At 67.5% G+C, this 21,823-nt stretch carries 17 protein-coding genes; 9 read left to right on the forward strand and 8 right to left on the reverse strand.

Annotated features, from left to right (window positions below):
* Positions 1 to 15: 15 nt before the first annotated feature.
* Complete coding sequence (locus GV068_RS00850; RefSeq protein ID WP_229463572.1) at positions 16 to 933, forward strand: alpha/beta hydrolase; 918 nt, start codon at positions 16 to 18, stop codon at positions 931 to 933.
* 106 nt (positions 934 to 1,039) lie between these two features.
* Here the strand turns inward: GV068_RS00850 and GV068_RS00855 are convergent, their stop codons facing one another.
* The 5 genes from GV068_RS00855 to GV068_RS00875 are packed head-to-tail and all read right to left on the reverse strand — an operon-like array spanning position 1,040 to position 6,538.
* Positions 1,040 to 1,357, reverse strand: coding sequence for an L-rhamnose mutarotase (locus GV068_RS00855; protein ID WP_159695557.1), 318 nt, complete (start codon positions 1,355 to 1,357; stop codon positions 1,040 to 1,042).
* Positions 1,354 to 2,799, reverse strand: coding sequence for a glycoside hydrolase family 28 protein (locus tag GV068_RS00860; RefSeq protein WP_159695558.1), 1,446 nt, complete (start codon positions 2,797 to 2,799; stop codon positions 1,354 to 1,356). The genes GV068_RS00855 and GV068_RS00860 overlap by 4 nt, the downstream gene beginning before the upstream one ends.
* An 11-nt stretch (positions 2,800 to 2,810) precedes the next feature.
* Positions 2,811 to 4,106 (reverse strand): L-rhamnose catabolism isomerase, encoded by a 1,296-nt coding sequence (rhaI, locus tag GV068_RS00865; protein WP_159695559.1) that lies wholly within the window; start codon positions 4,104 to 4,106, stop codon positions 2,811 to 2,813.
* Between the two features lie 60 nt (positions 4,107 to 4,166).
* Positions 4,167 to 6,275, reverse strand: a complete 2,109-nt coding sequence (locus GV068_RS00870; RefSeq protein WP_159695560.1) for a bifunctional rhamnulose-1-phosphate aldolase/short-chain dehydrogenase — start codon at positions 6,273 to 6,275, stop codon at positions 4,167 to 4,169.
* Complete coding sequence (locus GV068_RS00875; RefSeq protein ID WP_159695561.1) at positions 6,275 to 6,538, reverse strand: hypothetical protein; 264 nt, start codon at positions 6,536 to 6,538, stop codon at positions 6,275 to 6,277. The genes GV068_RS00870 and GV068_RS00875 overlap by 1 nt, the downstream gene beginning before the upstream one ends.
* Before the next feature lie 81 nt (positions 6,539 to 6,619).
* Here GV068_RS00875 and GV068_RS00880 point away from each other — a divergent pair, with 81 nt between their 5' ends.
* From GV068_RS00880 to GV068_RS00910, 7 genes are all read left to right on the forward strand, one after another.
* A complete protein-coding gene (locus GV068_RS00880; RefSeq protein ID WP_159695562.1) occupies positions 6,620 to 7,480 on the forward strand; it encodes a DeoR/GlpR family DNA-binding transcription regulator in 861 nt (286 codons plus the stop codon).
* Positions 7,477 to 8,490, forward strand: coding sequence for a rhamnose ABC transporter substrate-binding protein (gene rhaS / locus GV068_RS00885; RefSeq protein ID WP_201303225.1), 1,014 nt, complete (start codon positions 7,477 to 7,479; stop codon positions 8,488 to 8,490). Before GV068_RS00880 ends, rhaS begins: the two co-directional genes overlap by 4 nt.
* 72 nt (positions 8,491 to 8,562) lie before the next feature.
* Complete coding sequence (locus GV068_RS00890; RefSeq protein WP_159695563.1) at positions 8,563 to 10,104, forward strand: sugar ABC transporter ATP-binding protein; 1,542 nt, start codon at positions 8,563 to 8,565, stop codon at positions 10,102 to 10,104.
* The gene (locus tag GV068_RS00895; RefSeq protein WP_159695564.1) at positions 10,101 to 11,093 is read left to right on the forward strand and encodes an ABC transporter permease; all 993 of its coding nucleotides are present in this window, start codon (positions 10,101 to 10,103) and stop codon (positions 11,091 to 11,093) included. Before GV068_RS00890 ends, GV068_RS00895 begins: the two co-directional genes overlap by 4 nt.
* Positions 11,090 to 12,124: an ABC transporter permease gene (locus GV068_RS00900; protein WP_229463575.1), complete on the forward strand. Its 1,035-nt coding sequence runs from the start codon at positions 11,090 to 11,092 to the stop codon at positions 12,122 to 12,124. The genes GV068_RS00895 and GV068_RS00900 overlap by 4 nt, the downstream gene beginning before the upstream one ends.
* Positions 12,125 to 12,139: 15 nt before the next feature.
* The gene (locus GV068_RS00905; RefSeq protein ID WP_159695565.1) at positions 12,140 to 13,528 is read left to right on the forward strand and encodes an FGGY-family carbohydrate kinase; all 1,389 of its coding nucleotides are present in this window, start codon (positions 12,140 to 12,142) and stop codon (positions 13,526 to 13,528) included.
* A 256-nt stretch (positions 13,529 to 13,784) separates the two neighbouring features.
* Positions 13,785 to 14,204, forward strand: a complete 420-nt coding sequence (locus tag GV068_RS00910) for a hypothetical protein (RefSeq protein ID WP_159695566.1) — start codon at positions 13,785 to 13,787, stop codon at positions 14,202 to 14,204.
* An 8-nt stretch (positions 14,205 to 14,212) separates the two neighbouring features.
* Here GV068_RS00910 and GV068_RS00915 read toward each other — a convergent pair whose 3' ends face one another.
* Together GV068_RS00915 and GV068_RS00920 are read right to left on the reverse strand one after the other, a co-directional pair.
* The gene (locus GV068_RS00915) at positions 14,213 to 14,968 is read right to left on the reverse strand and encodes a hypothetical protein (RefSeq protein ID WP_159695567.1); all 756 of its coding nucleotides are present in this window, start codon (positions 14,966 to 14,968) and stop codon (positions 14,213 to 14,215) included.
* A 98-nt stretch (positions 14,969 to 15,066) separates the two neighbouring features.
* The gene (locus GV068_RS00920) at positions 15,067 to 18,894 is read right to left on the reverse strand and encodes a beta-galactosidase (protein WP_229463577.1); all 3,828 of its coding nucleotides are present in this window, start codon (positions 18,892 to 18,894) and stop codon (positions 15,067 to 15,069) included.
* Between the two features lie 255 nt (positions 18,895 to 19,149).
* Here GV068_RS00920 and GV068_RS00925 point away from each other — a divergent pair, with 255 nt between their 5' ends.
* Positions 19,150 to 20,817, forward strand: a complete 1,668-nt coding sequence (locus GV068_RS00925) for a sodium/solute symporter (protein WP_159695568.1) — start codon at positions 19,150 to 19,152, stop codon at positions 20,815 to 20,817.
* Here GV068_RS00925 and GV068_RS00930 read toward each other — a convergent pair whose 3' ends face one another.
* Positions 20,818 to 21,801, reverse strand: a complete 984-nt coding sequence (locus GV068_RS00930; protein ID WP_229463579.1) for a family 43 glycosylhydrolase — start codon at positions 21,799 to 21,801, stop codon at positions 20,818 to 20,820.
* Positions 21,802 to 21,823: the final 22 nt, after the last annotated feature.

The raw sequence follows: 21,823 nt of genomic DNA on the forward strand, positions 1-21,823 counted from the left end.
AACAGGAGACGCACGATGACGCAGCTCGCCGCCGGCGTGATTCTGGCCGCCGCCGGGACCTTGCCGGCCTTCGCCGCCGGCCCGCTGGTACTGCCATTGTGGCCGGAAGGCGTGCCCGCTGCCAAGCCCGAACTCGGCCCGAACCGCGTCGACGACGATGGCCGCACCACCAACATCACCGAACCGGCGCTGACCGTATATCCGGCCGCGGTGGACCGTCCCAACGGCACCGCCGTGATCATCGCCCCGGGCGGCGGCTATGTGCGCCAGTCGACCCGGCGCGAAGGCGAGCAATACGCGCACTGGCTCTCTACCTTGGGCATCACCAGCTTCGTGCTCACCTACCGCCAGCAGGAGTTTGGCCATCCGGCGCCGCTGCAGGACGTGCTGCGCGCGGTGCGCCTGGTGCGTTCGCAGGCGGCGCGCTTCGGCGTGCGGCCCGATCGCGTGGGCGTGATGGGCAGTTCGGCGGGCGGCCACGTCGCCGCCACCGCCGGCACGCTGTTCGACCATCCTCTTGGGCGTACCGGTGCGGAGCTCGACAAAGTGAGTGCGCGGCCCGACTTCCTGATGCTGATGTACCCGGTGATCGCCATGGAAGGCGCGGCCGTGCACGCCGGCTCGCGCAAGGCCTTGCTGGGGGCGTCGCCGAAGCCGGCGGACGTGGAGCTGATGTCGGTCGATCGCCAGGTGACGGCGCAGACGCCGCCCACCCTCCTGATCCATACCCAGGCCGACCAGGCGGTGCCGGTCGAGAACAGCATCCTGTTCTACCAGGCCCTTACTCGTCACAAGGTGCCGGCGGAGATGTATCTGTTCGAGCAGGGAGCGCATGGGATGGGGATGCGGGATGGACTGGGGACGGCGTCGTATTGGCCGCGCCGCGCCGAAGAATGGCTGAAGGCGCGCGGGTTGCTCGACAAGTCGAAATGATCGTAGCGTGGGCGGCTTTGCCGCCCACGCGGTCGACTAGCGTCAATAATCTGCGTCTGCTGGCCGCGTGGGCAGGAAACCTGCCCACCCTACGGATAGAAAAACTTCAGGCCAGGTGAAACACCTGCGTGAGCGGCCACTCCTTCGGCCGGTTCCCCGGCTCGACCTCCATCAGGTCCGCCATGTAATCCCACCACCTGCGCATCACCGGATGCTCCGGCAGCGGCCCGAGCTGGTGTCCAGGGCGCAGCTTCATGACCGCAAACAGATCCAGCGTCGCCTCGTCCAGGAAAATCGAATAATCGTAAACACCGGCCCCACTCAGGAGCGAAGACAGCTCCGGCCAGATCTCGTCATGCCGGCGGCGGTATTCCTCTTCGTTGCCCGGTTTGAGTTTCATGCGGAATGCGCGGGTGGTGCTCATGTCTTGTCCTGCTCCTCGTAGCTCTTCTTCGATGGGTCCTTCTTCACACGCGCTGCGCCGATGGCGAAACTGCCAGGCGCCAGCCCGGTCACGCTGCTGGCGCGGCCGACCGCGATCGGGGCGCCCAGGCGCAGCGTGGTGTTGGTGAACTGCCAGCCGGCCGCGTCCTCGATGTGTCCGCCCTGCTTCGCCTCGATGTCGAGCGCATCGAAGCGGAAGGCGCGCATCGGCTCCTCGGGATAGCCGTCGACCTCGAAGGCCGTGGTGGCGCCGCGCGCGGTGACGTTCCAGATCCGCACCTCGCGGAACCTGGCCCGGCCCTGCTCAGGCGGCACCCTGGTTGCCAGCACCTTCCAGTGCGCCGGCGGATTGTCGATCTCCGCCGGAATGCTGGCATAGCTGTAGGCCGGGTTCCAGTTCATAGTGGCGCGCATCACGACCGGTACGCCCTCCATGGTGAAATCGTGCAGGCGCAGGTTCTCGCCCCAGCCGCCGCGCGTATGCGCCGACTTGAACAGGATCCCGACCGGAACCTTGCTCTCGACCCGGATGTTGTAGGCCTCGATGTTGCGGAAACCGCCCGAGGTCTCGCTGCCGAAGGTGAAACCGGCCGCGCCCGCGCGCACCACCACGTCGCGCACGATCACATCCTCGGTCGGCCGCGCCACCCGCAGCCCGTCCGAATCGCGCCCGGCCTTCATCACCAGCGCGTCGTCGTTGACGGCGATATCGGCGTTCGCCACCAGGATGCGGCGCGAGGAATCGATGTCGATGCCGTCGGTCGAGGGGCCGTGGCCATCCTCGTTGTTGCGGATGACGACCCCGTCGACGACGATGTCACTGGAATAGCAGATGTGCAGGGTCCAGAATCCGGAACGGCGCATCAAGAGCCCGCCGCCGATCCTGACCTCGCTGGACTCGAACACTTGCACCAGGCGCGGACGCCCGGCGTCGTAGTCCGAGGCCCAGCGCAGGCCGCGCGGTTCATAGGTGCGGCGCAGGTTCCAGTAGCTGTCCCAGAACACCTTGCCGTCGCCGTCGATCGTACCTTCGCCGACGATGGCCGCGCCCTTCTGCCCCACGATATTGACCAGGGCCGCCGGCCAGCGCATCTCGATGCCGGCGATCCGGGTCGGCAGCACCGGGTAGTGCGCGATGTCGCGCGAACCGAGCAGGGTCACGCCCTTGTCCAGGCGCAGGGTGACGCCGGACTTCACGAAGATCGACCCGGTGAGGTAGGTCCCGGGCGGGAACACGACCGTGCCGCCCTCCTTTGCCGCAGCGTCGATGGCCGCCTGGATGGCTGAGGTATTCAGGGTCGTGCCGTCGCCGCGCGCGCCGAAGCGGGCGGCATCGACAATGGAGGAAGCGGCTGCGACAGCCGGCGCCAGCGCGCACAGCGCCAGGCCGGCCAGCAGCAGCCTGCGGGAGGCTCCTTGCATGGGAGCCTGGATCAGACGATGCCGCTGCTGCTGGCGCCCGCCTTGGCCGGACGCGCACTGGCGACGCGGTCGCGGTAGCCGCTGGCGCGGTAGCAGGCCACCGGATCGGCGGCGCCGCCGGCGCGCACGCGCGCCATCGCCAGGATCGGGCTGACGTCGGTGCGGAAGGCGCGCTTGAGGCACTGGGCCGCCTGCAGCACGTCGTTCTGCTCCTGCAGCGAGGCCAGTTCGGCGCGGTCGACCAGGGCCGACTGCACGAAGGAACGCTGCACCTCGACCGCGCTGCTCATCAGGCTTTCGATCGGATCGGTCACGTTGTGCGACTGGTCCAGCATGTAGGCCGGTTTGAAGCCGGGGCCTTCGCGCAGGGCCGCATCGGCCAGCTCGTTGAAGACCAGGAACAGCTGGAACGGATTGATCGAGCCCGAATCGAGGTCGTCGTCACCGTACTTGCTGTCGTTGAAGTGGAAGCCGCCGAGCTTGCCGAACTGCGCCAGGCGCGCCACGATCATCTCGATATTGGTATTCGGTGCATGGTGGCCGAGGTCGACCAGGCACTTGGCCTTGGGACCCAGCTCGGTGGCGCAAGCGAAGCTGGTGCCCCAGTCGGCGATGGTGGTGGCATAGAAGGCCGGTTCGAACAGCTTGTGCTCGATAAAGATGTTCCAGTCAGCCGGCAGCGCCGCATAGATCTGGCGCATGCTCTCCAGGTAGCGTTCCAGCGCGCCGCGCAGGTTGCTCTGGCCCGGGAAGTTGGCGCCGTCGCCGACCCACACGGTGAGTGCCTGCGAACCAAGCGCCTGGCCCAGCTCGATGCATTCGATGTTGTGGGCCACGGCCTGGGCGCGCGCCTGGGCGTTGTTGGCGGTCAGGCTGCCGTATTTATACGTGTGTTCCTGGCCCGCCTGGTCCTGGAAGGTGTTCGAGTTGACGGCGTCGAAGCCGAGACCCAGCTCCTGGGCAAAGCCGCGCAGCTCGCTGGCGTCGGTCGGTTTGTCCCACGGGAAGTGCAGCGACACGGCCGGGGTGGCGCGGGTCAGCTGGTTGATCACGCCGCAGTCTTCCAGCTTCTCGAAGACGTTGCGCGGCTCGCCGCGGCCCGGGAAGCGCGCAAAGCGCGTGCCGCCGGTACCGGCGCCCCAGCTTGGGACCGCCACTTCGAAAGTCGCCGCCAGCGCGGTCAGTTTGTCGATGTCCAGGCCGCGGCGCGCGAGCACCCCGCCCAGCGCGTCATAGTCGGCCTGCAGGCCGGCGTCCAGTTTGGCATTCTGGTCTTGCACCAGGCCCGCGTCGATCACGCTTTTCATGCTTTGTCTCCTTCATACCGCGGTAGCAAGGGGCAGCCCCTTGCTCCGCAGCCTTCTATTTTAGCGGGTGAATGCCCCGGCGTTGCCGGCGTCCACATTGAGGATGTTGCCGGTGCTCTTGGCCGACTTGTCGCTGGCGAAGAAGTAGACCGCTTCGGCGATATCTTCCGGCAGCACGCTCAGTTTCAGCATGCTGCGCTTGCGGTAGAACTCCTCGATGTCGTCGGTATCGATCTTGTTGGAGGCGGCGCGCTCTTCCTTCCACTTGCCGTCCCAGATGCGCGAACCCTTGATGACCGCGTCCGGGTTGACGACGTTGACGCGGATGCCGTGCTCGGCGCCTTCCAGCGCGACGCAGCGGGCCAGGTGCAGCTCGGCCGCCTTGGCGGTGCAGTAGGCCGAGGCGCCGGCGGACGCCACCAGGCCGTTCTTGCTGCCCACGAAGACCATGCTGCCGCCCAGCTTCTGCTGCTTCATCATCTGGAAGGCGCTGCGGCTGACCAGGAAGTAGCCGGTGACCAGGATGTCCTGGTTGCGCTTCCAGATGTCGAGGGTGGTCTCGTCCAGCGGTGCGGCGGAGGCGATGCCGGCGTTCGACACCAGGAGGTCGACGCCACCGAAGCGCAGCGCGGTCTCCGCCAGCACCTGGGCGACTTCTTCTTCGCTGGTGATGTTGCCGCGCACGACCGCGACGTTGTCTTTACCGGCCGCCTTGGACAGGGCTGCCTGGGCCGAGGCCAGCGCTTCGTTGTCGATGTCGGTCACCATCACGCAAGCGCCTTCCTGCAGCAGCTGGCGGGCGACCGCCTGGCCGATGCCGCCGGCGCCGCCGGTCACCAGGGCGATGCGGCCCGCCAGGCTTTTCGGCTTGGGCATGCGCTGCAGCTTGGCTTCCTCGAGCAGCCAGTATTCGATGTCGAAGGCTTCCTGTTCCGGCAAGCCGACATAGCTGTCGACGCCGTTCGCGCCGCGCATCACGTTGATCGCGTTGACGTAGAACTCGCCGGCGATCCTTGCCGTGGCCTTGTCCTTGGCGAAGGAAAGCATGCCCACGCCCGGGATCAGGTAAATAATCGGGTTGGCATCGCGGATTTTCGGGCTGGTGGCGCGCTTGCAGCGCTCGTAATAGGCGGTGTAGTCGGCGCGGTAGTCGACCAGGGCCTGGTCCAGGCCCGCGACCAGGCGCTCGAAGTCCGGGGCCGCCGGGTCGAAGTCCAGCACCAGCGGACGGATCTTGGTGCGCAGGAAGTGGTCCGGGCAGGAGGTGCCGAGGGCCGCCAGGGGCTTGAGGTCGGCGCTGCAAACGAATTCCAGCACGGCTTCGCTGTCGTCGAAGTGGCCCAGCTTGAATTCTTCCTGGCTGATCTTGCCGCGCAGGAGAGGCATCAGGCGCGCCGCCACGGCTGCACGCTCCTCGGCCGCCAGCGCCTGGGTCGCCTCGCCGCCGAACACCGGCTGCTGGATGTTCTGCGCCAGCCAGTCCTCGGCGCGCTTGATGATCGCCAGCGTGGTTTCGTAGCAGGATTTCGAGGTGTCGCCCCAGGTGAACAGGCCGTGGCCTTCCAGGATGATGCCCTTGAGCTGCGGGTTCTCGCGCGAGACGGCTTCCAGTTTCAGGCCCAGGTCGTAGCCGGGACGCTGCCACGGCAGCCAGCCCAGCTCACCTTCAAAGATCTTGGCGGTCAGTTCCTTGCTGTTCTTGCAGGCGGCGATCGCGATGCAAGAATCCGGGTGCATGTGGTCGACGTGCTTGCGGTCGATGTAGGCGTGCAGCGGGGTGTCGATACTGGCGGCGCGCGGGTTCAGGTTGAAGGTGCAATGCGGCAGGTAGCCGACCATCTCGTCCTCGTGCTCGAGGCCGCGATAGCGCCCTTTCAGGGCCTGCAGCTTGTCCATGTACAGGGTCGAGAAGCCATCGAGCTTGATCGAACCCAGGTCGCCGCCCGAGCCCTTCACCCACAGCACCTCGACCTGCTGGCCGGAGAGCGGGTCCGTCATCGTGACCTTGGCCGAGGTATTGCCGCCGCCGAAATTGGTAATGCGCAGGTCCGAACCCAGCAGGTTGGAACGGTACAGCAGCAGTTCCGGCTCGCTCATGTTCGCAGCTGCACTGTCGTCCCAGCGCGAGGTGATCGGTTCACGCTGTTTCGTTTCGCTCATAGCGCCCATCAAATATCTCCTATTGATTGTTTTGTCATCGACCCAAGCGGCCGATGCGTCTCTTCCATGTCCTGCTTGCACGCTGTGATGCGGCACCGGGAGACAGTAGAAAGCAGCGGGACAAAGGGTGTCAACGCAGAATCAATCAACTTGCTGACCAAGTCGCAATCAATCACCGAGTTGATCGATTTGCGCGTTTGTGCGTTGCAGCGAAGGCAAATAATCACCGTATTGATCATTTTGTGATTGACGCTACGGTAGCGATTGCTCAATACTTTTCCTACATACCGCGATCCCACAGGGACGACGGATATCACGCCGCACCAAAACAGACGGCTTTCGGAGGAGACAACATGGTGAATCACAAACGCCGCAAGCGTTTGCTGAAGCTGCTTGCCGAGCACCAGACGGCAACGGTCCAGCAGCTTGTCGAATGGCTCAACGCATCCCCTGCGACGGTCCGTCGCGACATCAGTTGGCTGGCTGGTCGCAACCTGCTCACCCGCACCCGCGGCGGCGCCGAGAACCTGCTGCCGAAGACGCGCCAGTTCTCGCTCACCAGCGAAACCTTCCAGAACAACATTCAGTGCTATGCGGCGCGCAAGCGCGCCATCGCCCGCCATGCCGCCGGCATGTGCACCGACGGCGAAACGATCATCATCAACGGCGGCACGACCACCTTCATGATGGCCGAGTTCCTCACCGATAAGCACCTGAAGATCCTCACCAACTCCTTCCTGATGGCCGAGCGCCTGCTGGTATCGAGCGAGAACGAGATCATCGTGCCGGGCGGCCGCGTCTACCGCGAGCAGAACGTTATCCTCTCGCCCTTCGACAACGACATCACCCAGCACCACTACGCCACCAAGATGTTCATGAGCGTCTACGGCCTCTCGCTGCTGGGACTGATGGAAGCCGATCCGCTCCTGATCCAGGCCGAGAAGCGCCTGATCAGCCAGGCCGAGGAACTGGTGGTGCTGGCCGACAGCTCGAAGTTCGCGCGCAAGGCCGGCCTGATCCTGTGCGGCCTGGACCGCGTGTCCACCGTGATCACCGATACCAATGCCACCGACAAGGCCGTGCAACTGCTTGAGCAGTACGGCGTGAAGGTGGTTACCGTCGAACCGGACGGCGAACCCTCCGCCCTGAGCGCGCCGCGCTACAGCCCGCAATACGACCTGCAGTCCGCCGCCCTGATGGAGCTTTCGCATTGAAGATCAAAAACATCCTGCTCGCGGCCGCCGCCGTCGGCATCCTCGCCGGCTGCGGTGAGAAGAAAACCGAAGCCGGAGCCAATCATCCGGTCAAGATCGCGATGGTCGTGAAAAGCCTGGGCAACGGTTTCTTCGACGCCGCCCACACCGGCGCCAGGGAAGCAGCGAGCCAGATCGGCGGCGTCGAGGTGATCTATACCGGCCCCACCACTCCCAGCGCCGAAGGCCAGATCGAGATCATCAACTCCCTGATCAGCCAGAAGGTCGACGCCATCGTGATCTCGGCCAACGACCCGAACGCGCTGGTGCCGATCACCAAGAAGGCGATGCAGCGCGGGATCAAGGTGATCTCCTTCGACAGCGGCGTGGCGGCCGGCGGCCGCCAGATGCAGCTGAACCCGTCCAACGCGGAGCTGATCGGCGAGAAGCAGATCCAGATGGCGGCCAAGGAAATCGGCGGCAAGGGTGAACTGGCAATCCTGTCGGCTTCGGCCCAGGCGACCAACCAGAACACCTGGATCGGCGTCATGAAGAAGACGCTCGAGAAGCCCGAATACAAGGACCTGAAACTGGTGGCCACCGTCTACGGCGACGACCAGTCGGACAAGAGCTACCGCGAAGCCATCGGCCTGCTGCGCAGCCACCCGAACCTGAAAGCCATCATCGCCCCGACCACGGTCGGCATCGTCGCCGCCAGCAAGGCGGTCGCGGACGAAGGCCTGGTCGGCAAGGTGTTCGTCACCGGCCTGGGCCTGCCGTCCGAGATGGCCGGACACGTCAAGAGCGGCGCCGTGCGCGAGTTCGCGATCTGGAACCCGATCGACCTCGGTTACGCCGCCACCTATGCCGCCAACGAATTCGTGAAGGGCAAGGCGAAATCCGAGACCGGCGCCAGCGTCTCGGTCGGCCGCCTCGGCAGCGTGACCCTGGACGCCAACGGCGAAGCGGCCCTCGGCCCGCCGTTCACCTACAACGCCGAGAACGTCGAGAAGTTCGCAAAACTGTTCTGAATGTGCTGAACCGGCTCCACCGCCGCGCGTGATCCGTCCGCGCGGCGCCTTCCACCATTTTGCGACACCCCTATGCCAGTGACCCAACTGACAAGCCCTCCCCTGCGCGACGCGCATGACGCCCCGGTCCTCGAGCTGAGCGGCATCACCAAGCGCTTCAACGGCGTCCACGCCCTGAACGGCGTGCGCCTGAGCATCCGCCCGGGCGAAGTCATGGCTTTGATCGGCGAGAACGGCGCCGGCAAATCGACCCTGGTCAAGACCCTGACCGGCATCCACCGTGCGGACGCCGGCAGCATCCTGCTCGACGGGAAAGAGGTGTCCTTCAACAGCCCGCAGGAAGCGATGGCGGCCGGGATCACGGCGGTGCACCAGGAGACCGTGATGTTCGACGAGCTGTCGGTCGCGGAGAACATCTATGTCGGGCGCCACCCGACCCGCGGCGCCGCCAGGCGGATCGACTGGGCCACCATCGAGGCGGAAGCCGAGCGCCTGTTCGCGCGCCTGGAAGTGGCGCTGCCGGTTCGCGCCCGCGTGCGCGACCTGTCGGTGGCCCAGCGCCACTTCGTGGAAATCGCGCGCGCCCTGTCGCAGGATGCGCGCGTGGTGGTCATGGACGAGCCGACCGCCGCCCTGTCGCAGCGCGAGATCCGCGAGCTGTACCGCATCATCGACCAGCTCAAGGCCGCCGGCACCGCCGTCATCTTCATCTCGCACAAGTTCGACGAGATCTACCAGGTAGCCGACTGCTACACCGTGCTGCGCGACGGCCAGTTCGTGGCCGAGGGCCGCCTGGCCGACATCCGCGAGCCGGAACTGGTGGCCCTGATGGTGGGCCGCGCCGTGCACCAGGCCTACCCCAAGGCCGAAGTCGAGATCGGGGCGCCGCTGCTGGAAGTCCAGGGCCTGTGCCACCCGACCGAATTCCAGGACGTCAGCTTCAGCCTGCGCCGCGGCGAGATCCTCGGCTTCTACGGCCTGGTGGGCGCCGGGCGCTCGGAAGTGATGCAGGCCCTGTTCGGCCTCACCGCCAACGTGCGCGGCAGCGTGAAACTGGAAGGCCGCGCATGCGCCTTCCGCGCGCCGCGCGACGCCATCGCGCACGGCCTGGCCTACGTGCCGGAAGACCGCCAGCAGCACGGCGCCCACCTGTCGCTGCCGATCCAGTACAACATCAGCCTCCCGATCCTCTCCAAATTCGGCTTCTTCACCCGCGCCCGCGCCGAAGCGCAGCTGGCGCGCCGCTTCGCCGAGCAGCTCGAACTCAAGGCCCACCACCTCAAGCAGCAGGTCGCCGAACTCTCGGGCGGCAACCAGCAGAAGGTGGTGCTGGGTAAATGGCTGGCCACGGATCCGAAAGTGATCATCCTCGACGAGCCGACCAAGGGCATCGACATCGGCTCCAAGGCCGCGGTGCACCGCTTCATCAGCGAACTGGTGGCGCGCGGGCTGTCCGTGATCCTGGTGTCCTCCGAACTCCCCGAAGTGCTGGGCCTGTCCGACCGCGTGGTCGTGATGCGCCAGGGCCGGGTGGTGCGCGAGTTCGCGCGTATTGATGCGACGCCCGAGACCGTGGTCGCGGCCGCATCCGGCGTGGAACTGGAGGCCGCATGAACATGCTTAAACAACGCGAACCCCTGCTGGCCCTGATGGTGGTGGTGCTGGTGCTGCTGGTCGGCCTGCGCGCGCCCGTGTTCCTGAGCATGCAATCGCTCGCCAACCTGCTCACCGACAGCACCCTGCTGGTGATGCTGGCCCTGACCCAGATGCTGGTGATCGTCACGCGCGGCATCGACCTGTCGGTGGCGTCGACGCTGGCCCTGTCGGGCATGGTGGCCGCGATGCTGGCCGCCGCCAACCCGGCGCTGCCGCTGGTGTTCGTCATGCTGGCGGCCACCCTCAGCGGCCTGGCGCTCGGCCTGGTCAACGGCTGGCTGATCGGCTATCTGCAGCTGCCGCCGATCGTGGTCACGCTCGGCACCATGAGCGTCTACCGCGGGCTGGTGTTCGTACTGTCCGGCGGCGCCTGGGTCTCGGCGCACCAGATGCCGGCCGGCTTCGTCGCCTTCCCGCTCACCCGCTTGCTCGGCCTGCCGCACCTGGTGTGGATCGCCCTCGGGGCGCTGCTGGCGATGGCGTTCGTGGCCCGCTACACCCGCTTCGGCCGCGACCTGTACGCCATCGGCAATGCGCCGCACTGCGCCGCCTACATCGGCATTCCGACCGCGAAACGTCTGTTCTGGACCTACGGCCTGTCGGGACTGGTCGCCGGCCTGGGCGGCTACCTGTGGGTGGCCCGCTACGCGGTCGCCTATACCGAGATCGCCTACGGCTTCGAATTTACCGTGATCGCGGCCTGCGTGATCGGCGGCGTCAGCATCGCCGGCGGCGTCGGTTCGGTCCTCGGCGCCATGCTGGGCGCGCTGTTCCTGTCGGTGATCGGCAATGCGCTGCCGGTGCTGCAGGTGTCGCCCTTCTGGCAGAGCGCCCTGACCGGCGCCGTGATCCTGGTCGCCGTGCTGCTCAATGCCCGCGGCAACCGCCACCGCAGCCGCCAGATCCTGCCGCTGCACAAGCTTGAGAACCTGAGGAGCGCCGCGTGAACGCGACCACCATTGCCCAGACCGAGGCCGCAGCCGACGCCGCGACCACGTCCCGCTACACCATCCTGGACAAGGAAAAGCCGGCCCTGCGCCACCTGGCGGGTCGCTGGGAAAGCCTGCTGGCGCTGCTGCTGCTGGCCGTGTTCGTGGCTGGCGGCGTCACGCTGCCGCACTTCCTCGATCCGTACAACCTGCTGGACGGCACTGCCAACTTCAGCGAGAAGGCCCTGATCGCGCTGCCGATGGCCCTGCTCATCATCTGCCGCGAGATCGACATCTCGGTGGCGGGCACCCTGGCGCTGTCCTCGGTGGCGATGGGCCTGGCGCACCAGGCGGGCGCACCGGCGGCGAGCCTGCTGTTCGTGGCGCTCGGCACCGGCCTGCTGTGCGGCTGGCTGAACGGCTTCCTGGTCACCCGCTTCATGCTGCCCTCGATCGTGGTCACCATCGGCACCGTCTCGCTGTACCGGGGCCTGGCCAGCGTGGTCCTGGGCGACAAGGCCTTCACCAATTACCCGGAGCTGATGGCCGACTGGGGCCAGGGCGTGTTCTTCGGCATGGTGCCGCGCAGCTTCGTGATCCTGCTCGGCTTCGCCCTGCTGTTCGCCGTGCTGCTGCACACCACGTCGACGGGACGGCGCATCTACGCGATCGGCAACAACCCGGAGGCGGCGCGCTTTTCCGGCATCGCGGTGGACCGCTACCGCCTGGGCCTGTTCATGCTCACCGGCGCCATGGCCGGCCTTGCGGCCTTCCTGCTGACCGGGCGCATCGGCAGCACGCGCCCGAACATCGCCACCGGCTGGGAGCTCGAAATCATCACCATGGTGATCCTCGGGGGCGTGAGCATCGCGGGCGGCGCCGGCACCATCGGCGGCGTAATGCTGGCGGTGCTGACCATGGGCGCCGTCACCTACGGCCTGGCCCTGGCCAACGTCCCCGGCATCTACATGACCATCGTGGTCGGCGTGCTGCTGCTGGCCACCATCGCCCTGTCGCGCCTCCTGCGCGGCAAGCCGGCCCGTCACTGATTGCGGGGACCGGACATGCAAGCCACAGCGGGCGACGCCCTCATCGTTCTCGACATCGGCAAGACCAACGTCAAGCTGGCCCTGGTCGATGCGGCCGGCCGCCAGCTCGCCGAAGCGCGCCGCCCCAACGCGATCCTCCAGGACGGCCCCTACCCGCACCACGATACCGAGGGCATCTGGCAGTGGATGCTGGCGACCTGCCGCGGCTTCGCGCAGCAGGCCGACGTGTCCGCCATCGTCCCGGTCACGCATGGCGCCACCGCCGCCCTGGTCGACGACGACGGCCTGGTGCTGCCGGTGCTCGACTACGAAGCGGCCCTTCCCGGCCTGGACTACGCGGCCCTGCGCCCGGCTTATACCCACACCTATTCGCCGCTGCTGCCGCTGGGCCTGAACCTGGGCCGCCAGCTGGCCTGGCTGCAGCACAAGCATCCGGAAGCGTTCGCGCGTGCGCGCCACATCCTGATGTACCCGCAGTACTGGGCCTGGCGCTTGTGCGGCGTTGCCGCCGGCGAAGCGACTTCGCTCGGCTGCCACACTGATCTGTGGGACCCGGTGCACCAGGACTATTCGCCGCTGGTCGCGCGCATGGGCTGGGAAGACAAGCTGCCGCCACTGAGCCCGCCGTGGGCTGCGATCGGTACGTTGCGCAAGGACGTGGCGGAAGCCACCGGCCTGTCATCAGACTGCGAAGTCCTGTGCGGCATCCACGACAGCAATGCCTCGCTGGTGCGCTACCTGGGCCGCGACACGCTTGGTGCGCCGCGCACGGTGCTCTCGACCGGCACCTGGATGATCGCGGCCGCCTTCGGCACGGGCCTCGACGGCCTGCGCGAAGACGCGGACATGCTCGCCAATACCAGTGCGCTGGGCCAGCCGGTGGCCTGCATGCGCTTCATGGGCGGGCGCGAGTTCGCCGTGCTGGCGGGAGACCAGCCGGCCGCCTGCTCCTACCTGCAGCTCGAGCAGCTGGTAGCGCGCGGGACCATGGCCATCCCCTGCTTCGCCGAAAGCGGCGGCCCGTTCGCGGGCAGAGCCGGACGCATCGACGGCCCGGCCCCGGTCGACGCCGGCGAGCGCTTCGCCCTCGCCACCCTGTACTGCGTCCTGATGACCGACTACTGCCTCGATGCGCTCGGCGCGCGCGGACCGATCACGGTCGAGGGCAGCTTCACCGCCAACCCCTGGTTCGGCCCGCTGCTGGCCGGCCTTCGTCCACAGCAGGCCTTGAGCTACTCCGACGACGGCAGCGGCACCACCTGCGGCGGCTGGCTGCTGCGTTACCGTGATGCCACGCCGCCGGGCGCCACGCTGGCGAAGGCCCCGCGCGCGCTCGCCGGATTCGACGCTTACCGTGCAGCATGGCGCGCAGCGCTCTTGGAACCAGTGGCGGCGGCGGGCTAGTCGCAGACTTCCTGACATGATGCAGCTGGAAGCAGTACCCGGCGAAAATCGAATCATTTCGCCGCGTTCTGCGTTTGCGTCAATTGAGACAGTTTCGTGATGCCCGCATCCGGGCCCTTGCAGCTGGAAGAGACCGCCCTAGACTGAAGGCACCGCGATGCGCACCGACGCCATCGCGGCACTCCAACGGTCGACACCGCGCACACTGCGCGACGCCTGTTCCGAAGGCCTCTCGTCGCTTTGTGAAGGAACGATCATGCGTCCCCATACCCTCCTATTGCCCGCCGCGCTGCTGCTCGCATCCAGCGTGGGCGCCCAGAACATCGCCTATCCCCCGGCCGACTCCGCGCCGATCAGTTCGGTGCAGGTGACCGCACCGGCCAAGCCGCAGCGCATCAAGCACCACCAGGCCGAAAAGATTTCCGGTGCCTACGAAATGTCGAATGGCTGGTACCTGCGCGTGCGTACGGCGTCCAACTACATCGATGCCACCATTGATGACCAGCCGCCCTTGCGCCTGATCCCGGTCGCCCCCTACCGCTTCGCATCCGGCGACGGCAACGTGACGATGGACTTCAACCGCGGCTCGAGCGGCGACGACATGGAAATGAGCTACCTGCCCGATCGCCGCTTTGCGCAACGCGTCGTGCTTTCCTCGCGCATGGCGTCGCGCTGAACGACGGCTCAGGGCGCGACGATGGCCTGGAACGGACTGCGTCCTTCGCGGACTAGCGTCGCAAGCGCCTCGCGCGACAGCGGCGCGGCCGGCAGCGCCAGGCGCGCCGGGTCGATCGCGGCCTGCTCGGCCTGCATCAGCTGCAGCCCGTTCTCGCTGCTTTCGATCAGGGTGCCGCGCGCCGCCAGGTAATCCATGGTGTCGACCAGCACCCGCGCCGCGCTCTCTGCCAGCAGGTGACGTCCGAAGGCCAGCTCGCCGATGGTGAAGGTCCGTACGGCCGGGCCGATCTGGCGCAGGGCCGGTTCGCGGCTGACCACGTAGTAAGGGGCTCCTTGCGGGTCGCGGATCGGGCCGAAGCGGTCGAACTCCCACTCGGCGCCGCGCACGTTGTAGACCTCGCCGCGCCAGCCGTTGACCTCGATCGGGCCATTGTGGACGATGCGCTGCGGCGTGGCGGCCGCGAGCGCGGTTAGCGAGCGCATGATGCCGCGCCCGACACCATTCGCATTGGCGCGCAGGACCTCTTCGATGTCCCCGAGGCGCGCGACCACCGGCCGCCCCTCGAACTCGGCGACCTGGTAGGCCTCGCCCCCAATCACCAGGCGGTACTGGCGGCCGTCCGGCGCCCCGGCGCGGAAATCGCCGTTGTCGGCGATCTCGAAGACCAGTTTGCCGGGGTCGGCGTCCTGTTCGTAGACGGCACGGATGCCGGCCTGGGCGAGGCCGGACAGGAAGGCGAGAAGCAGGATCAGGAGGCGCATGATTGACGAATGAGTGACTGACGGTTGCAGGAGCAGCCCGTACAGAATATCAAACATCGTTAATCTGCCAATTCATTTTGGCAACAAATTGTAAATACCTACTGCATCATCTCCAGCGCCACCCCGCCGCGCACCGCGCGCAACTTGACCAGCCGGACCGGCTCCAGCGCGTTCCCTGCGCGGCCGTCGGTGGTCACCGCCAGCGCCACCGTATTCTCGCCGTTCGGGTTCAGGATCCCGGGCGGGATCACAAAGGTCCGCTGCGGGCCGACGTGGGCGATGAACTGACCCATGTTCCAGCCGTTCACGAAGATCAGCGCGCGGTTCTCGCGCTCCGAACGCGGTTTGCTAGCGTCGCCGAAGGCCAGTCCCAGCTGAACATCGTGCTCGCGCGGCAGGTCGAGCCTGAAGCTGGTGCGCAGCCAGTAGGTGCCGGGCGCGGGCGGCGCGTCCGTACTGCGCGCCACCTTCCAGCCCTGCGCCGGGCTTTTAGGCAGGTTCCATCCCTGGCGCTCGCCGTACAGGCCGCCGTTGTTCATCGGTCCGCGCAGGCGGTCGACCAGTTCCTCGCCGCCCTGCCGGCCCTGGATGCGCCAGGCGATCGGCATCGCGAAGCGCTGGCCGCCCCGTTTGGTGAGCGAGGCCGAGATCAGGCCGCGCGCCTCGCGGTGGAAGTCGTCCGCCATCAGGTTCCAGTTGTGCGCGTTGTTACGCACCATGACGGATACCACGTGTTCGCCGGGCCGCAGCGCGCCGAGCGAGAGCCGGATGCTGTCGGTGGTCTCGGGGAAGGAGCGTCCCACGTCGAGTTCGTGCTGGCCGACAAAGCGGCCGTCGATCCAGACCTGGATCAGGCCTGCGCCGCCGGCGCCGTAGAACAGTTCCAGCTGGTTGGCCTTGGGGTCGCTGGCGGTGAAGCGCCCGCGGTACCAGACGTCGCCGTGGTGGAAGCCATAGTCGCTCATGGCCAGGGTCGGCTGGCCGCGCTCCGGCATGGTCCAGGTCTGGGCCACTGAGGGGCGACGATCAGCCTGCAGCCAGGCGCTGTCGTCGAAGCCGGGCGCGGATTCGAGGCTGTCCATGCGGCGCATCCACGCCAGGCGCGTCAGGTCCGGCAGGCGCACGGCCTCCGGTCCCTTGAGCGTCGCGGCGCGCACGCTGCCGTCCGGCTGGCGGGTCAAGGCCAGGTCCTGGCCGTTGAAGCTGGCGCTTTCAAACGCCGGGCCCCAGATCTCAATGGCGCTGTCTTCGCTGGTGTCGCCACGCAGGGCCAGTTTGCCGTCCGCGATGGTCGCTGAACGCACCAGCGCCGGCGTGAGCTGCAGCGCGCGTCCCATGCCCGTGTCCTGGGTCCAGAAGCGCAGACTGGTGGCTTCGTCCGCCAGCAGGAGCAGCATTGGCGCGCGTCCGCCGCCGGAGATGCGCACGCGCGCCAGGCCGTCGTGCACGTAGTTCAGCACCAGGTCGCCCCTGGCCGCATCCCAGCGCCACTTCACCTGCCCCGCCAGCACTTCCACGCTGGGCGCGCCGGCGTAGCGCAGCACGGTTTCGCCTTCGATGCCGTCGCGGCCGTGCAGCAGCACGATGTCGCGCTCGCCGTTCCGGAAGTGCGTCTGCAGTTCCGAAGTCGAGTACACCAGGTGCTGGCGCTCCATGTCGTAGGCAGCGAGCAGCATGCGCGCATCCTGGCCGCGCAGGGTCGAGGCGATGGTGTAGTCGCCGTCGCGGGTGGCCAGCTTCACACTGAAGGCTTCCTCGCCCTTGCCGTCCGCCGGGTTGTGGGCCGCGAAGATCACGTGGGTGCCCAGGCGCCGGTTAAGGTTATGGTAGACCTTCACCTTGCCGCCGGCCGGCGCCAGTTCCGGCCCCTTGTCCATCTCGGCCAGCACCTGCTCGGCCGCCTGCACGAACATGCCCTGCTGCTTGAGCGCATAGGCCTTGGGACGCAGGCCGCGGTCTTCGGAGATCGCGGCGCCGTAGTCGTAGGAGGTGTACACGACCGGGCCGGCAAGCCAGCCCCAGGACGTGCCGCCGAAGGTCATGTAGATATTGTGGATCGTGATGCGGTTGATCAGGTTGGTGCCGTAGAAGACCCGCTGGTAGCCCTTGCCCTGGCGCTCGGCGGTGCAGGCATAGGTGCCGTTCGAGCCCCAGTAGTCGAACCAGCCGCCGCCCAGCTCCGCCGCGAAGCCGGGCGTGTCGGGCGAAGACAGCGCGCCGACCTTGCCGCTCCCTTGGGCGTAGATGCCCCAGTCCGGCGCCTTGTTGGCGCCTGCGGGGGTGGCGAACACGTCGCAGCTGCCGCCCGGGTAGCCGTCGAAGGCATACAGCTCGGTCGGCCCGGGATTGGCCCAGGCCGCGCTCGAGTCCTTCGGCGTCCAGTCGGGCAAGCGCCCGGCGGCGTTGTGGAAGAACGGCACCCTGATGCCGTCGGCGCGCGCCTTGCGCGCCAGGTGCTCCATCTGGCGCACGTGCTTGGGCTCGACCTTGCCCAGCTCGTTCTCGAGCTGGTAGGCGATCACGTTGCCGCCGCCGTCTGTCACCTGGTGGCGTGCGATGATCGCGTTAATCTGGGTCATCCACTCGTCCACCGCCGCCAGATAGACCGGATCGTCGGTACGCGCCTCGGCGCGGCTGCGGAACATCCAGCCGGGATAGCCGCCGCCGGTCAGCTCGGCGTTGACGTAGGGGCCGGTGCGCGCGATCACGTACATGCCCTCCTCCTGCGCGATCTGCAGCGCGCGCTCGACATTGCGCACGCCGGAAAAGTCGTAGACGCCCGGCGCGGGCGAATGGTAGCCCCAGTCGAAGTAGAAGGCCACGCCGTTGAAGCCGAGCGCCTTCATTTTCTGGATCACGTCGCGCCACAGGGCAGGATTGGGCAGCCGGAACGGGTGGATCTCGCCCGACCAGACCACCACGCGCTTGCCGTCGACCTTCAGCGAGTACTGGTCCCATTCGACCGCCTTCGGGCGGCCCTTGGCAGCAGTGGCGGCGGCAAGCGCCTGCGCCGGCTCCCCCGTGACGCCGAAACTGGACGCCATCGCGGCGGTTCCGGTCAGCCGGCGCGCCTCGCTCCAGCCGCGGCCACCGTCCTCGCTGTCCGCGTACCACGCGCGCGCGCCGTTCTCGCTGCGCAGGTAGAGGCGCAGGGCCGCGCCCAGCCGGACCAGCCCCGCCGGCCGCGCACCCGCGTCCACGCCGGATGGCAGCGCCTGGGCATCGACGCGCCATGGTCCGCGGATGCTGTCCGCACGCGCCAGCACCAGCCCTGCGCTGCGCTCTTCACGCGCCACCGCAACATAGCCCTTGCCGTCAGCGGCGACCACGGTGTCGGCATAACCGTTCTCGAGGCCGCGCATCGGCGCCGGCGCCGGCCAGGCCGCGAGCCTGTCGTCCGGCGTGAGGACATGCGCGCCGCCCGCCACGGTCAGCACCAGGTGCAGTTGCCCATCGGCGCCGCGTACCCAGTTGGGCCGGCCGACCTGGCCGGCGTTTGGGACGACGCGTATTTCGCGCAAGGCGTCCCAGCGGCGCAGGTCCGTCGATGTGGCGAGGCCGACGCTGCCGGCGCCGCTGGCGTAGGCCAGCAGGTAGCGCCCGTCGGCGTGCCGCACCAGGGCCGGATCGGCCAGGCTGCCGGAGAGCGGCGTCCAGGTTTCGGAAGCGAGCGAAGTGAAGTTGGCGCCATCCTGCGAGGACAGCACGCTGAGGGCTCGGGCCGCACCGGCGGTCAGCGCGGGCATCAGGATCGCCTGGGCGCTTGCGGCCCGGGCGCTTGCGGCACGGGCCTGCTGCCCGGAGCCCTGTGGAATACCGAGTTCCTGGGCCGCAGCGTTAGCGGCCAGGGCCGCGGCGAGGGCGAATGCGGGCGCGGCAAGGCGCGCTGCCAGGACCGGAAGCCTGGATCGGGAGGTGGTCGGCAAGCTGTCTCCTTTGGTATGCGTTGGCCCGGCCGTCTGCGTGCCGTGGTACCCCGGCCATTGTAGGTGCTCCGCGGCGCAGCGCTCATCCTGGCGGCGAAAGAATCAGCGGCATGAGCAAAGCCGTTGGCCGGCCGGGCAAAGCGATCAAACCGATGAGTATTTCGCCTGGCTTCGCGCACGCGAAGCCGGCTATGCAAAGATGGCCGGACAACAAGGAACGCGCCCACGTCGTTCCAACACGAGACACCGTACCCGATGACTTCCTTCTCCTCCCTCGACACCGCCGTCTTCCTCATCTACTTCGTCATTGTCGCCGGCTTCGGCCTGTGGATCTATAGGCGCCGCCACAACCGCTCCGGCAAGGAGTCGCACGACTACTTCCTGGCCGAAGGCTCGCTCACCTGGTGGGCCATCGGCGCTTCGCTGATCGCCTCCAACATCTCGGCCGAACAGTTCATCGGCATGAGCGGCTCGGGCTTCCGGATCGGCATGGCGATCGCGGTCTACGAACTGATGGCGGCCGCCACCCTGATCATCGTGGCGGTGTTCTTCATGCCGGTGTACCTGAAGAACCGCATCTACACCATGCCCCAGTTCCTGGAGCAGCGCTACGGCCGCGGCGTGGCCACCGTCATGGCGGTGTTCTGGCTGGCCCTGTACATCGTGGTCAACCTGACCGCCATCCTCTACCTCGGCGCGCTCGCGATCGACAGCATGGTCGGCATCGGGGTGCTGCCCTGCATGCTGTTCCTGGCGCTGTTCGCCACCATCATCACGCTGGGCGGCATGAAGGTGATCGGCTATACCGACGTGATCCAGGTGTTCTGCCTGGTGATCGGCGGCCTGGTGACCACCTGGATCGCGCTCGACCTGGTGGCCCGCCTGGGCGGCGGCGAAGGCGCCATGGTCGGCGCACGCGAACTGTTCCGGCGCGCCGGCGGCCACTTCGACATGGTGCTCGCGCGCGACAACCCGAACTACATGGACCTGCCGGGCCTGTCCACCCTGATCGGCGGCATGTGGATCGTCAACCTGAGCTACTTCGGCTGCAACCAGTACATCACCCAGCGCGCGCTGGGCGCCAGCCTGCCGACCGCGCGCAAGGGCCTGCTGTTCGCCGCCTTCCTCAAGCTCCTGATGCCGGTGATCGTGGTCCTGCCGGGCATCGCAGCCTATGCACTCGACCAGGGCGGCATGCTGGGCGGCGCCCTGCGCCCCGGCGGCGAACTGAATCCCGACCGCGCCTACCCGACCCTGCTCACGCTGCTGCCCGAGGGCCTGAAGGGCGTCGCCTTCGCCGCCCTGACCGCGGCGGTGGTGGCGTCCCTGGCCGGCAAGGCCAACAGCATCGCCACCATCTTCACGCTCGACATCTACCGGCCCAGGTTCCACCCCGAGGCCAGCGAGCGCCATATGGTGTGGATCGGCCGCTTGAGCGTGGTCGCCGCCATGGCGATTGCCGTGCTGATCGCGCCGCTGATGGGCATCGACAAGAAAGGCGGCTTCCAGTACATCCAGGAATACACCGGCTTCGTCTCGCCCGGCATCCTCGCCATGTTCCTGCTCGGCTTCTTCTGGCGGCGTACCAACGGCGCCGCAGCCATGTTCGCGGCGATTGCCAGCGTGGGACTGTCGGTGGCCCTGAAGTTCCTGCCGGAGGCCGCCGACCTGTCTTTCCTGGCGCCGATCGGCTTCGCCGTGAACAACGGCAGCGGCGTCTATGAGATCCCCTTCGTCGACCGGATGCTGATCGTGTTCCTGCTGGTCGTGCTAGGGATGGCCGTTATCAGCCTGCTGGGCCGGCAGCCGGCATCGACTGTGGTGCAGGTCGATCGCAGCCTGTTCCGGGTCGAGCGCGGTTTCGCCTTCGGCTCGGCCGTGGTGTGCCTGATCCTGGTGATCATCTACGCCGCCTGGTGGTGATCAAGGGTCGGCGACCGGCTCGCCGAAGTCCGGCATGCCGTCGGCGCGCCAGCGGATCGGCTGGGCGCGCGTATGGCGGTTGGGGTCGCGCAGCGGCTCGCCGACGATGTCGCGGTAATTGCGCGCGTGGTAGACCAGGATGTCGGTCTTGCCGTCCGGGCTGGTGGTGAAGCTGTTGTGGCCGGGTCCGTACTGCCCTGTGGCGGCGCTGCTGCGCAGGACCGGAACCGGTGACTTGGTCCATGCACGCGGATCCAGCAGGTCCGCATCCTCCGGCGCGCTGAGCATCCCCAGCGCGTAGTTGGCGTCGGTCGCACTTGCCGAATAGGTCAGCAGCACCCTGCCGCTCTTTACCAGCACGGCGGGCGCTTCGTTGACCTCGTGCCCGATCTTCTCCCAGGCGTATTCCGGCCGCGTCAACAGCACCGCCGGCTGGCGGATCGCCAGCGGCCCGTCCATTCGCGCCAGGTAGATATTGGTGGCCTTGCCGCCATCCAGCCCACGCTGGGTCCAGGCCAGGTAGCGTTGGCCGCGGTGCACGAAGGTGGTCGGGTCGAGCGCGAAGCTCTCCCAGCCGGTGCGCAGCTGGCCCTTCTCCACCCACTCCCCTTCCAGCGGATTGTCGGACGCGTTTTCCAGCACGTACAGCCGGATCTCCCACACCCTGTCGGCACGGCCGGCGCTGAAATACAGGTACCACTTGCCGTCGATGCGGTGCAGCTCGGGCGCCCAGATGTGCGCGCCCATCTCGCCGCTGGCGTGCTTGCGCCAGGCCACCTTCGCCTGGGCGGCGCCCAGCGCGTCCAGGCTGCGCGCGCGCCGCAGTTCGATGCGGTCATACTCCGGTACGGTGGCCGTGAAGTAGTACCAGCCGTCCGCATGCAGCGTCACGTGGGGATCGGCGCGCTGGCGCACTAGCGGATTGGCGGAGCTCGGGATACACAACAGCGCCAGCAAGCCGGCAGCCAGGGATTGACTGAACATGGGACTCCCAATAAAAAAGCCG

Source organism: Massilia sp. 9I (assembly GCF_902506415.1).
Taxonomy (GTDB): Bacteria; Pseudomonadota; Gammaproteobacteria; order Burkholderiales; family Burkholderiaceae_D; genus Telluria.